At 35.8% G+C, this 13,862-nt stretch carries 7 protein-coding genes; 2 read left to right on the top strand and 5 right to left on the bottom strand.

Features of this window, described 5'->3' with window-relative positions; genetic code table 11:
• Positions 1–4: 4 nt before the first annotated feature.
• The 5 genes from M2265_RS23725 to M2265_RS23705 all read right to left on the bottom strand — a co-directional run bounded on the left by M2265_RS23725 (position 5) and on the right by M2265_RS23705 (position 9,637).
• A complete protein-coding gene (locus tag M2265_RS23725; RefSeq protein WP_207902419.1) occupies positions 5–1,468 on the bottom strand; it encodes an IPT/TIG domain-containing protein in 1,464 nt (487 codons plus the stop codon).
• A 953-nt stretch (positions 1,469–2,421) separates the two neighbouring features.
• Complete coding sequence (locus M2265_RS23720; protein WP_132770146.1) at positions 2,422–3,525, bottom strand: family 43 glycosylhydrolase; 1,104 nt, start codon at positions 3,523–3,525, stop codon at positions 2,422–2,424.
• Positions 3,526–3,624: 99 nt separating this feature from the next.
• Entirely contained in the window at positions 3,625–6,102 is a 2,478-nt protein-coding gene (locus M2265_RS23715; protein ID WP_132770148.1) for a glutaminase family protein, read from the bottom strand.
• A gap of 99 nt (positions 6,103–6,201) precedes the next feature.
• Positions 6,202–8,046 carry a glycoside hydrolase family 2 protein gene (locus tag M2265_RS23710; protein ID WP_132770150.1) on the bottom strand — a complete coding sequence of 615 codons (1,845 nt, stop codon included), beginning with the start codon at positions 8,044–8,046 and terminating at the stop codon, positions 6,202–6,204.
• Between the two features lie 430 nt (positions 8,047–8,476).
• Positions 8,477–9,637 carry an aldose epimerase family protein gene (locus M2265_RS23705; RefSeq protein WP_132770152.1) on the bottom strand — a complete coding sequence of 387 codons (1,161 nt, stop codon included), beginning with the start codon at positions 9,635–9,637 and terminating at the stop codon, positions 8,477–8,479.
• 226 nt (positions 9,638–9,863) lie between these two features.
• Between M2265_RS23705 and M2265_RS23700 the strand changes: the two genes are divergently transcribed.
• Together M2265_RS23700 and M2265_RS23695 are read left to right on the top strand one after the other, a co-directional pair.
• A complete protein-coding gene (locus M2265_RS23700) occupies positions 9,864–13,019 on the top strand; it encodes a two-component regulator propeller domain-containing protein (RefSeq protein ID WP_132770154.1) in 3,156 nt (1,051 codons plus the stop codon).
• Complete coding sequence (locus tag M2265_RS23695) at positions 13,016–13,792, top strand: response regulator (protein ID WP_207902420.1); 777 nt, start codon at positions 13,016–13,018, stop codon at positions 13,790–13,792. Before M2265_RS23700 ends, M2265_RS23695 begins: the two co-directional genes overlap by 4 nt.
• The last annotated feature ends 70 nt before the right edge of the window (positions 13,793–13,862 follow it).

The following is a 13,862-nucleotide window of genomic DNA, read 5'->3' as shown; positions in this document are numbered from 1 at the left end:
CTGGTTATTCGTTAATACTTTGATCCATTTCTTCAAGTGCGATTTTACGGATACGGCGATTTGATTGATCTCCTATATAAAATGCACCTTCTGTTTCACTGTAAGCGATACCAGAAGGTCTGTCAAAACGTGCTTCCTGTCTCAGGTCTCCATCTACATAGCCATATGGATTAGCATTGATACTGGAACTGCCTCTTCCTGCAAAAGTCGTCACACTCCCATCGGGTTTCAAGATACGGATAGCATGATTCTGCTGATCTGTGAAATAAAAATCGTATTCATCTGTCTTACCATCAGCGACGTATTTCGGATTTTTAACAAAGACTCCCTGATAAGGATTTCGCAGTCTTGCAGAAGAACCTACCGCATCCTCATAACCAGCTCCTCTAAGTTGACCACAAACCAAATACGGTTGATTAAACTGTTTCTTTTCCCAATTATAATCGACACGAAGGATATAGTGCTGGTTAATGACAACAATGTATGCGTAGTTTCCCGTAGGATGAATCAAAATCTTATATTCCCATTGCGGATCATGCACGACAAATAATTGTTCGTAGCCTTTAACATCAAGACCTTCATTAAAATATTTATTCAGATCGAAACGAAAAAATTGTCCTTTCTCATAACTATTAAAATACATCTCCCCATTAATAGGATGAACAGAGGCACCATTACACTGCCTATAGGTGGTCAGCACCTCCCTATCCTGCCACTGTCTATCACGCGATAATCGATAAGTTGCTCGATCATTTTCTCCGCCGCGGTCTTCTGCGATAATCATATATTTATGATCAACCGTGAAATCAATACTACGGGGACGGTCAAAATCAGAACGTTTTTTTGTTACGGTACTATCTGCAAAATTGATCAAGTAAAGTCCATTGTTATTATCGAATGTCATCCAGAGATGCTTCGGATTCACAGGATCAAATTTCATAAAAGAAGGCTCCCAGAATCCACTTGCCATTTTACTTTGGTCTGCATCCTTAAATTTTCCGTCCCTCCACGGTTCATCCCCCCGTGAGTTTCGGTATCCTATAATGGTAGATACAACCATTTTGCGCTGGTAGTCAAAAGGTTTTGCAGATTTACCAATAGTTTGTTTATTTGGATCTCCGACCCGCACTTCAATGTCCCCATTAAACGATTGCCTTGGGACCAAGCAGTATAGTGATTCTCCGACGGCACTAATGACTTTTGCTTGCTTTCCTCCAATAAGCACATTTATCTTTGTGGGATCATTTCCAAAATTTTGTCCATAGATAACAAGGCGCTGCCCCATACCTCCCGCTTTTGGACTAAAATCAGATACAACCACAGGTTTAGCTGGATCAAAAGGCAACGCCTCAGTGACATTTTTAATATCATCCTTACAGCCCCCCAATCCAAAAATAAGTACAAGAAATGTCCATAGCATATTGCTTAGGAGACACCTATTGCTGTTAATAAACTGTTTAGTTATCATAAAATATAATTTGGTTAAAATTTATTCTCAGTATTTAAAGTATTATCATCGATACAAATAACATAAGTGAATAATATCACCACAGCTAAATGGTATTAGCTTTTTAAATTAAAAAAAGGACCTCAATACGGTCTCCACTTTTTAACGATATATAAACTGCTACATTTTTAATTTACTTCTTGTAATTTAGATCTTTTAAAAAACCAGGTGAAGACATTTATAACTGCTATACCAGTATAGAACTATATGATAATGGTCAAAAAAAATAGTAGCTATAATTTTATAAAAATCGCTATTTCCCTAACCTCAGAATACATCTGGTTTCAAATAAAGTCTCTAATTATATTAGAAGGTTTAATGCTATAATTGATTAATCAAAATTAATCAATACAAAAAACATGACACTACCAATTCATCTCAACAGTCTGCTAATTAGTATCATAAATAAACAAAAAGACATGTTGAATATATTTTCAAACAAGATTTCCGAGGATAAAAACTTGGTTAAAAAAAAGAATAAATGAATAGAGACCATCCAAAGGAAGTAAGTTTATCGATTTTTACACAAAAAAGAATTCTATAAAAGACAGTAAAGAATAGCTTCTCGTACATGAGAATATATACATCAGATAAACACAAAACCGCTCTTTAACGGTCTCAAAAGAGCAGTTGAAATTGTGAGTATGTACGAAACAAAATGGGTAGATTTATCAATTGCGAGTTCGTCTTAATCTGCATCCTTCACCTGGTCAAAACAACTCATTACTTCAGTAAAATTGAATTTATCAAATTTTACCAAAAAGTGTAATTATTAATTTTAAAATTAACTCAACTGATCTTCAAGTGAATATAACGAGACAAAAAACTAGATATGAAAGGAGCTTAACAGCTAGTGATTGTTAAGTGCTAGTATTACGAACTCTATAGATTAAAAATTTGGATAGTGCTGTCGACTATTGTACTGCTCTAAAAAATGGTGCTTCCTTAGCTAAATGGCTACTGGTATTATTTTCCACTATAGGCCAGTCGGCGACCCATTTAATTTGATCTAAGAGCAGAACGCGTCTGTTACCTCCTGAAGATACACGGCTTTGCTTAGGGTTTATTCCATGATACAGCATCCAATCAATGCCATTCTCATCGGTCATGATACGAGAATTATGCCCTGTACCTACAAAGTTGTCATTACCCTCTAGCAACAGCGTGCCAGCACCCCTCATTTTCAAATCTCGCCCCTCTCTATCAAGATATGGGCCTTGCAATACTTTTGCACGCCCCACCATAATATGATAAGTACTCTTGGCTCCTTCACAGCAAGAACCCTTTGAACCAAATAAATAATAATACCCTCTACGTTTATGAATCATAACAGCTTCAAAATCTCCTGCGGTCACTTTAAACTTTTTCTGTAAACTGGAAATAGCTAATCCATTATCTGTCAACGGTATTCCATATGTACCTTGCGTATCAGCATCACTAAAACTTCCCCAGAACAGATAATTAATGCCTTTATCGGAGAAGAAATGGGGATCTATAGAATTGGGAACTTGAATTTCTTGACTATCGAATAATTTACCTTGATATAAAAATGGACCAATAGGTTGATCTGCAACCGCAACACCTATTCCTGGATTGGAATCTCCCCAAGTGGAAAATGCATAGTACAGCAAATATTTGTTCTTTAGCTTGATAACATCAGGTGCCCAGATTCCTCCAGCCATTTTCCATGATGGCTTCTGTTGAAAGGCTGTCCCTATCCATTTCCAATGAACAAGGTCTTTAGATTGTAATATAGATACGAGACGTTCTCCGTGTTCATCTCCCCAATTATCAGCAGTACCATACGCATAGAAATAGGCTGACTTCGGATCTTTAAGTACTGTTGGATCCGCAAGTATGGGCTCAAATACTGGATTCAAATACGTGTTAGATCCAGTAGTAGCATCACTGCCACCGGTCAGATTGCTCTTCCGCAATCCTAAACTACTACACGAAATCGAAAAATAAACAGTACATATAAGTACTAAAAAACGACCGGTTACATTTAATTGATACATGATAAATGAATAATATGTCCGTAGGTTGAGCCTGCATTAAAAAAAGGGCCTTGTTGCATACAGGTATACACAAGGCCCTACAAACCAACCTATCTAAATCTACTTTACTTTTTCCATTTTTTCTGCCAGTATTTTGATAAAATAACCACCTACTACAGATCTAGCTTTAAAACCTGAGCGTTTAGGTTTATCTGTATAGATCCAATCTGACATGGGTACACGATCTACTGTCTCATTCATAAAACGATATACTGGGCTAATGAATTTTTCAAAGGTTTCTTTGTCATCGGCCATTGTTGCAGTCCAAGAAATCCAATCAGTTTTTGTATACTGTTGACGGTTATCCAATGGAAGACCATAAATGTTCTGCTTTGTGAGATAGTATTTGATCTCAGTTGTACGAATATCTTCATCAAAAATTTTCATTTTTAATATTTTGTCCCAGACCATGTTGTATTTTTGACTCCACGTACCAGATTGATCAAAGGTAAGTTTATAATGATCACCGTCTTGTGCCATTGTCTTCCATTTCTTAGCCATTGATTTTGCTTGATTGAGATACTTATCAGCGGTTTGCTGATCACCCATCATCTCCGCTAAATAACCATAAGAAGCAATTCCTAAAATCGCTTTAATCGATAAGTTGGCATTATGAGCAAAATGCCCTGCAAAGTCATCTGTACATAACTGATTTTCTGGATCAAGTCCTTTCTCTACCAAATAATCTACCCAGGTAGATAAGACTTTCCAATGTTTCTTTGCATAAGCAGCATTGCCTTCTGCTTTAGCAATAGCATAAGTTAATATTAACATATTGCCAGACTCTTCTACTGGCATATCTCCGCCATAGGTTTGCCCATTTGCTATCGGATAGGTACCCACGTCATGTGCCGCAAAAGGTTTTGTCCACTTATTGCTTTCACTGTAATAGAAAATAAAATTCATAAGACCTTTTGCCAGTTCAGGATTATAGTATAGAAATAATGGTGCTGAGGGATAAGTAATATCGACGGTGCCAATAGATCCATTGCTATCATTTTCCTTCGATAACAAAAGTAAATCACCATTTGGTGCTTTTACCAATTTATGTGCAGCTATCGCTTGACGATACGCAAGTGCGCATAATGCTGCATATTCTTTACCACCAGCCTTGATCGCGCTTTGCATCAATTGGGCATCAAATTGATCTGAGGCTTTTATTAATTTGCTATATTCTTTATTTGCTAAATCAAATTGTTTTTCAATGGTACTTTGGCCATCTCTATTCCAATAAGGACGTAAGTTTTCGTTAAAATACTGAATCGCATATAAATCGTCGTAACCTAAAAGTATCTTATCACTATATTTGGACGTTACGGAGAATGACTGACGCAGGGCCAGTTGCTTCCCTGAAACAGAGCTTTGAATAACGTGATTTGATTTTAAGAATTGTTTCCTTAAATCATGGCTATCACCAATCATGGCTTTGGTATTTTTTTGATCTCCAGCCATGTAAAAATATCCCCAATCAATACGCAAGTCATCACCTTTATTACCCAGTATCTGTTGATTCTTACTTCCTGTTTTTACGTATTGTAAGGATCCATTTTTAAATTCACTACTTTCAGATTCTTGTAATGGCGAATTTAATGCCCAGTTTGGAGATGCTTCAAGATAGAATTCGATTTGATGTTTTTTACCATCTTTTGATTCAACTTGATAAGATAAATAATTGACAGGTCGTGTCAGTAAATCCAAATTATCCAAAAACATAGGAGCAGTAAAACTTACTTTCACTTTTACCGGCCCACAGTCAAAAACATAATGAGTTTGTGTTGCTTGCACATCAACGCTTTCTTGCTTTGCTTCCTGATCAAAATGATTACTCCCCTCTCTTTCTAAAAATAAGCCAAAATCAAAAAAGCCATTTGCAACTCTGTTGTGGCAGTAACCTCCAATGATATTTTTCCCTTTCCGAAGGGTTTTAACAACTTCATCTGAGAGTTTGACGCGATTATTTTTACCGGTTCTATTTCCGGTATTAACGACTTCTATTCCATTAACATATAAAATTGCATCATCATCATGGGTAAATTCAATATAAACAGACTGTCCCGCTAAATCTTTTTCTAAGTTGATAATCCTTCTAACCCATATCTTAGGCTCTTGCCAATCTGTTTTCGCATGAGATTCTTTATCTTTTGTACCAAATGGCGCAATCCCTGTTTTCCAGTTCGCATCATCAAATGCCAAGGTATTCCATCCGGCAGAAGGTTCCTTCTCTGTGTATGGCGCTTTCCAGTGATCATCTTCTCCCATTCGTGCGATAGGTTCTAATTCTATTTCCTCTTTACCTAAAAAACGATAGGCTTTACCATCTACTTTTATGACGCCAAGCAACGGAAAAGTTTTTCCGGTCCAATGCCGCACAACATCACCATAAAGTTCATCACTATACGACCACGCACTGGTATTGGGGTCAATGGTGACTAGAGGAAAAGCAGGTGCGCGCAAATTATTTTTGACTGGATTATGTTGCGCCGACGAAAAAAGCGATTGACACAACAGAACAGCTATAGCGACATATTTTAATTTCATTATGAATATATTGATGGATTACTTAAATAAATTTTCAATTTATTATCTTCATGAATCAGGTTACTCCACTTGCACAAAAGTAGAGCAACCTAATACACACTAACGTTTAATTAAAAACTCAAATAAAGGTTTGTGAATTGCCTTCAGTTCACTTTCAGGCATTTTTATTACTTTTCGATCGTAGGTCATTAGTCCATTTGTTTCAACTTCCACATCTGTGGTTTGCGTATAAACTGCCGCTGATAATCCCATTGGAATCAAACGGTTTAGATCATGAATAAGTCTTTTATAACGATCCAATAACTCCGTTTTATTTTTAAAACTTTGATAACCCCAGTTGTCTTTTTGTTGCCAAGAATGCCCCTCAACCGGTAAGCCTAAACCTCCAAATTCACCTAATGCTAAAACCTGATTTGCACCAAATAAAGAAGGATCAGGCATAGCAGCATCTGGATAATTATGAATGTCAAGAATATGTCCAGTTTCCATGAAATTCCCTCCACTGGCACTGTTCACTAAACGAGATGGATCATTTGCAATTGTCCATTCTGTAATTTCCTTAGTTTTAAACTGTCCCCAAGCCTCATTGAAAGGCACCCAGATGACGATGCTTGGGAAATTATGCAAAACTTCCATTATCGCCTTCCATTCTTTACGATAATACTGTTCTGATATTGCCGAACGCGTCTTGTCACGATCACCTCCTGAAATTTTTCCGGGTTGCATATCCCAATTATTTCCACCAAGATCACCGCTTGGCATATCTTGCCAAACTAACATACCGATACTATCGCAATGACGGTACCAACGTGCAGGTTCAACCTTAATATGTTTCCTGATCATGTTGAAACCCATTTCCTTAGTTTTGATCACATCAAATTTCAACGCTTCATCTGAAGGAGCTGTATGCAGACCATCGGGCCACCAGCCTTGATCCAATGGACCATACTGAAATGTAAACTTATTATTAAGCATTAATCGTTGAATACCATCTTTATCTTGCTGCATCGATATCTTACGCATCGCAAAATAACTTTTAGCCTGATCAATTACTTTACCCTTACGTAACAATTGAATTTCCAGATCGTACAATTTAGGATTAGAAGGAGACCACTCCTCTGCATTTGGAACAGCAATCTTAAAAGCCACATTTGGCTCACCTAATTGCTCCTGCAGAATACGACTGCCATCCACAGCTTTCACCTTGATCTGATCGCCAGGCTGACCTCCGGATACCAAAGCTTCAAAGGTTAAGCTTCCCTCATCCAATTGCGGAGTTTGCTTAGTACTTACAATATGACTTTGAGAAACGCTCTCTAGCCAAACTGTTTGCCATATACCTGTCACAGGTGTATACCAGATTCCATTAGGATGCTTTACTTGTTTACCGCGTGGCTGTGGCCCATCATCGGTAGGATCCCATACCCGAATAGCAATATCCTGCTTCGATCCCTTTTTAAGAAATTTTGAGATATCCATCGTAAAGGGATCGAATCCCCCTTCGTGCCTACCGACCAGTTGGTTATTGATAAATACATCACATTGCCAATCTACGGCACCGAAATGAAGTAAAATCTTATTTTTTTGAACTGCTTTATCTAAAGTAATGCTATTACTATACCACAACGCTTTATCTTTTCCCACTTCTTTCCCTACGCCAGACAAAGATGATTCAACAGCAAATGGTACCAAAATATTACCTTCCCATTGGGTTGGAATAGCCTGAGCATCGACAGGTGTAATGGCATATTTCCAAAGTCCATTCAAATTTTGCCAATTGTTCGATCGGACGAGCTGTGGTCTCGGATATTCTGGATGTGGCTTTTCAACATTTACTTGTTCCCCCCAAGAAGTTAAAATATGCGAACCTGCGGGCTTCCAATCTTGAGCAAAGTTCATCTGTATGGTCATTAATAAACCTGCAAACAATAAAGTTCTCTTCATAATAAAAAAACGTATAATCATTAATATCTATATCACTATATTTAAAGATGGGACGACTACAAACCATGAACTTAGGCTCCCATCAAAATCAATTCAATTCTTATTTTGTAATCTCAATATTTTCCACACGAACCTAAAATGCTGTGATCAGTATCATTCTCTTTTAACCCCAAAACGATCATATTTTCTAAGATTAAAACATAATTCCTCGAAATAATTATTGAATGATTATTAGGTCCTTGTGCTTAATTACTGGTTACTCAAATTTATGATTTAACAAGCTACTTTAACTTGCTAATTTTCTCAAAAATGTGCGCATTTGTATCATTTAATTAAGCTTAGCAAAGGATTCTAAATTATTATTAAAGAAAAGCCCATTACCTAAATAAGAAATGGGCTTGATTATGTTTGGATAATATGAAAATAACAATTACAGAACTGAGAATCGATATAGTGATTTAGTTTTATAGATCTGACCAGGAACTAATACGGTTGTTGGAAAATTCGGTTGATTAGGGGAATCTGGATAATGTTGTGGTTCTAAACAAAATGCAGTTCTAAAAGAGTCTTTTTTACCATTTTTCAATTGGACCTTTTCACTCATAAAATTACCACTGTAAAATTGAATCCCCGGTTCCTGCGTCAAGATATCCAGGACAATTCCGGATTGATCACCCACAATATGAGCAGCTTTATACCAATCACCTTCTCTTTGTTTATTTAAGACAAAATTATGATCATATCCCTTACCATAAGACAGTTGACGATCATTAGCATCAATATCTTTACCAATTGCCTTAGCGGTCGTGAAATCAAAAGCTGATCCGCCTACTTTCTCAAGTTTTCCAGTTGGAATCAATGTACTATCAACAGGCGTGAATTCATCGGCAAATAACTGAAGCTGGTGATTCAATATTGAACCACTACCTTCTCCGTTTAAATTAAAATAAGCATGATTTGTTAGATTTATAACCGTTTTTTTATTCGATTGCGCCTCATATCCAATTGTTAGTTCATTTTGGTCATTTAAACCATATGTAACTTCCATCGCAATATTTCCTGGAAAACCTTCAGCTCTATCTGGCAAGGTATATGCAAATGTAATCGATGAATCGCTCTTCATTTTCAAGGTCCAATTGGCAAAATGAACGCCATTAAACCCACCGTGTAGTGTATTGACACCATTATTAATAGGTAGTTGGTAAGTTTGTCCATCAAGTTGAAACATTCCCTTTGCTATACGGTTTCCAAAAGGACCGACAATCGTTCCAAAATAGGGCTCTGCCGGGTTGTTGTAATCGGTAGCTTTTGTAAATCCCAAAACCACATCCCTTAAATTACCTTGTTTATCCGGAACCCACAAACCAACTATGCGTGCACCAAAATTTGTAAAGTATGCATGCACACCCCGTTTATTTTTCAATTCAAATAACTGGACATCATGATCATTTATTTTAGCAGCAAATGCAGCGCTATCCATATAGGAAATCATTCCAGATTGATCCTTATTTTCTGTGACATTCTTTTGCTGACATCCTAATCCAACGACAAGGATACTAACAATACCCATACACTCCATTTTTCTTTTCATTTTTAATTTATTTTAGGTCCCTTATAAAGGTTCATAATTTTGATCATATTGATCAACTTAAGCGATTTAGTTGACAGATAAATGAAATAATTGAACTTAAAAGTTACGATTTACTTTTTAATTTTTTATCTTCAACCTTACAAGTACTAAAATCCTAAATTTAGAAAATATTGATTAGCAGAATTGTTTCATAATACTGCTCTTTTGTATCAATTACCAATTAGACATGATAAAAATTAAATTGTTGCTTCTTTATTTTGCTTATCTTTTATTTCCTGCTCATATCCATGCACAACCTTATTATTTTAACCATTATCAAATAAATGAAGGACTTTCTAACAACGCAGTTATCTGCAGTATGCAAGATAGCTACGGATTTCTATGGTTTGGTACCAAAGATGGATTGAATCGCTTTGATGGAAATTCTTTCAAACACTTTACAAGTAAAGAAGATCATCGAAGTTTAGGAAGTAATTCTATTATATCTTTAAAAGAAGACTATCAAAAAAAAATGTGGATCGGTACAGATCAAGGGATCTACTCTTATGATCCCATTCATGAAAATTTTGAAATATTAGATGAGAAATTTAGAAGCACAGAAGTCCCTGTTATTACGACAGATGGAAAGCACAACCTATGGTTTATATCCAATGGAATGCTTTACCTGCACAACCTTACAAATAAAGTAACAAGACAACTTACACAATCAAATCTGTACATCACATCACTATGCAGCACAAAATCCGGAAAACTCTATTTTGGAACTCCAGAGGGTATTATTTACCTCGTTAACGAAAAGTATCAGATTACTCCATTTCTTGATTTCACAAAATCATTTGAAAAAAAAGATTGGTATAGCATTGAAAAAATAGTAGAAACAAAGCAGGGACAACTCCTAATTGGGACTTCCAAAGCGGGTGTATTCTCTTACGAAAAGAGCACTGGAACACTTACTTCCATTCTTGGTCAAAAACAGTTGAAACAATTTTTATATGTAAGGGATATTCTTCAACCGAATGACCATGAATATTGGTTTGCAACAGAATCTGGCTTGTTTGTTTATCAAATCGCCACTAAAAGTTTTCTCCATTTACGTAAGGAGAATCATAATAAATGGGGTATTTCCGACGATGCAATTTACAACATATTACAAGACAAAGATCAGGGCATCTGGTTAGGTACTTATTTTGGTGGACTAAATTACTATCATGCACATAACAGCATCATCGAAAAAATTTTACCGGGCGACCAACCAACAAACCTACAAGGATCGGTTGTAAGGGCCATTAAAAAAGACAAAGAAGGTAATATTTGGATGGGTACCGAGAACGGCGGAATATCAAAATGGAACCTCTCAACCAATAAGATCCAAAGTTTTACGAGTCAAAATAGCTCATTAGCTAATAATAATATTCATGGATTACTAGCCATTAAAGACAAATTACTAGTCGGTGCTTTTGTAAATGGACTCGATATATTCGATTTAAAACGCTTACAGGTGACACAACATTTGGATAGAAATAGTTATCATAATTCAGAACTTGAAAGTAATTTCGTATTCCACCTCTATCAAACAAAAAATGGTGATATTTTAGCCGCTTCTACACGAGGATTGTACCGCTTTAATTTGGATACCAAACAATTTTTCTTAATAAAAAATGTACCGGCTTATATTTTTTACACCTGTATATTAGAGGACTTCCGGGGTAATTTGTGGATAGGTACTTGGCGTGATGGTTTAATTTGTTACAATCCAGAGACCAATTATTTTAAACATTATAAGCAGCAGACACATGATCAACATGCGCTACCCAATAATCGAATTAACAGTTTATTTGAAGATTCAAAAAAAAGATTGTGGATTGCAACTGAGGGAGGAATGGTAAAAAAAGAATTTGAAAATAACAGCTTTAGCTCTATAAGTATAAAAGACGGAATGCCCAGCAACGTTATTCTCTCTTTTTTAGAAGACAAAGAAAATAATATTTGGGTGGCTACTTCCAAAGGTCTTGTTAGGTATAACCCCGTCAACCACAAAATACGGACATTCAATATGGAATCGGGTTTACCAACATTACAGTTCAATTACAACTCTTCCTTTGATGATAACAACAATAATTTCTACTTTGGGACTATCAATGGTTTGATCCGATTTAAGCCCGAACAATTAAATCAAATCAAATACAATGCAAAAACACCTATTTTTATTACAGATTTAACTGTCAATAATCGAGAAGTAAGTCAAACCGATGAATCAACCATTCTCAAAAAATCAATTCTCTTTACCGAAAGTATTAAACTTAAACACGATGAATCCTCATTTAGCTTAGATTTTGCTGCATTACATTACCAAGCTCCTCATTCTGTACGCTATAGTTATAAAATGTTAGGAATAGATGAAAAATGGAACCCTATCAATGGTATCCCCCGCGCATACTTTACCAAACTGGCGCCAGGAAATTACACATTCATAATTAAAGCTGAAGATCCAAATGGCACTGCGATTCCACAAATCAAGACCTTGAAAATAGAAGTATTACCGCCAATATGGGCAAGTCTTCCTGCATATCTTATCTATGGATTTATTATTATCGGGCTTATCGCATTTATAATTCATCATTTTAATGAAGCAATAAAACAGCGGAATCGTCAACATATCTTAACAATCCAAAACTTAAGAGATCAAGATTTATACCGTTCAAAAATCAATTTTTATACTGATGTTGCTCATGAAATCCGAACTCCGTTAACATTAATAAAGGCCCCTTTGGAAAAATTGATGGATAGAGTCGAACGCAGTCCGGCAGTAGATAAATTACTGCTAACGATGGAAAACAATACCAATAAACTTATTGAATTAAGCAATCAATTACTGGATTTCAGAAAGGTAGAGGCCGAAGGGTTTAAATTAAACTTTGCTCCGCATAACATAAGCCATATTTTACAAGAAATTATCAATAATTTTGCCATAACCTTAATTGCTCAAAATCGTGTTTTAACACTAGATATCAGTCAGGGTATTATCGCTTTAATAGATCTGGACGCTTTCGAAAAAATTTGTTATAATCTGCTTAATAATGCATTAAAATATGCTGATCATCGAATAGAAATAACATTAAAAACTGATGAAAACACAAAAACATGTGTATTGATCATAAAGAACGACGGGGCAATAATTCCGCCAACAGAACAGCAAAATATTTTTGAACCTTTTAATCGCTTAAAAAGAAGCAAAAGTATTTCAGGTAGTGGATTAGGTTTAGCCCTTACTAGATCATTGACCTCAAAACATCAAGGGACATTAATATATGAAGTAGACGAATCTTCCTTCAACGTATTTAAACTCATACTTCCTCTAAATCAAAGCTCACTATCATCATGAAAAATGCAAAAGCCAATATCCTCTTAATCGACGATCATCAAGAATTACTTGAATTTATTGCAGATGATCTCTGTGAAGAATATCATGTTCAAACCTGCAACAATGGTATAGAAGCATTGAAATTGATAGAATCGGATAATTTTGATTTAATTATTAGCGATGTCATGATGCCGGAAATGGATGGCTACGAATTATGCCAACATATTAAAGAAAATATGGCATCCTCCCATATTCCGGTAATTTTACTTACGGCGAAAAATAGTATTGAATCTAAAATCCAAGGCTTAGAATTTGGCGCTGATGCTTATATTGAAAAACCATTTTCACCGGCATTTTTAAGAGCACAAATTGCCAGTCTTCTAAAAAACAGATTAAAAGTAAAAGCTTTTTTTGTTAGTAACCCTTTATCACAGATACAGAGCATTGGGCAAAATCAAAGCGATCAAGAATTTCTTCAAAAAGTGGATGAAATTATTCAGAATCATTTAGATGATCCGAAATTCAATGTTGACCGTATGGCTGATATTTTGTGTATGAGCCGACCAACACTCTATCGAAAAATTAATGTTGTTTCAAGCCTATCTCCTAATGAATTGATTAACCTGACCCGGCTGCGAAAAGCCGCAGAATTACTAGCACAACGAAAATTCAAAATCTATGAAATATCCAACTTACTAGGCTATAGCTCGGCTACGCATTTTTCACGGAACTTTCAAAAACAATTTGGAGTAAGCCCTTCTGAATTTTTAGAACAACAAAAACTACACTCCTAAAATAACTAAAAGACCCCATGCTAAATACATGAGGTCTTTAAAATCAATCTTTAATTTTTGACTAAAATCA

It is taken from the genome of Sphingobacterium kitahiroshimense, from assembly GCF_025961315.1.
In the GTDB taxonomy this organism is placed as follows: Bacteria; Bacteroidota; Bacteroidia; order Sphingobacteriales; family Sphingobacteriaceae; genus Sphingobacterium; species Sphingobacterium anhuiense.
Note: the sequence above shows the minus strand (reverse complement) of the source record. Positions and strands in the feature narration are given on the sequence as shown.

What these genes read in the sequence shown, in the direction of transcription:
- M2265_RS23720 (WP_132770146.1), bottom strand. Translation starts at nt 3,525, where the DNA reads ATGTATCAATTAAATGTAACCGGTCGTTTTTTAGTACTTATATGTACT.
- M2265_RS23705 (WP_132770152.1), bottom strand. Translation starts at nt 9,637, where the DNA reads ATGAAAAGAAAAATGGAGTGTATGGGTATTGTTAGTATCCTTGTCGTT.
- M2265_RS23725 (WP_207902419.1), bottom strand. Translation starts at nt 1,468, where the DNA reads ATGATAACTAAACAGTTTATTAACAGCAATAGGTGTCTCCTAAGCAAT.
- M2265_RS23710 (WP_132770150.1), bottom strand. Translation starts at nt 8,046, where the DNA reads ATGAAGAGAACTTTATTGTTTGCAGGTTTATTAATGACCATACAGATG.
- M2265_RS23715 (WP_132770148.1), bottom strand. Translation starts at nt 6,102, where the DNA reads ATGAAATTAAAATATGTCGCTATAGCTGTTCTGTTGTGTCAATCGCTT.
- M2265_RS23695 (WP_207902420.1), top strand. Translation starts at nt 13,016, where the DNA reads ATGAAAAATGCAAAAGCCAATATCCTCTTAATCGACGATCATCAAGAA.
- M2265_RS23700 (WP_132770154.1), top strand. Translation starts at nt 9,864, where the DNA reads ATGATAAAAATTAAATTGTTGCTTCTTTATTTTGCTTATCTTTTATTT.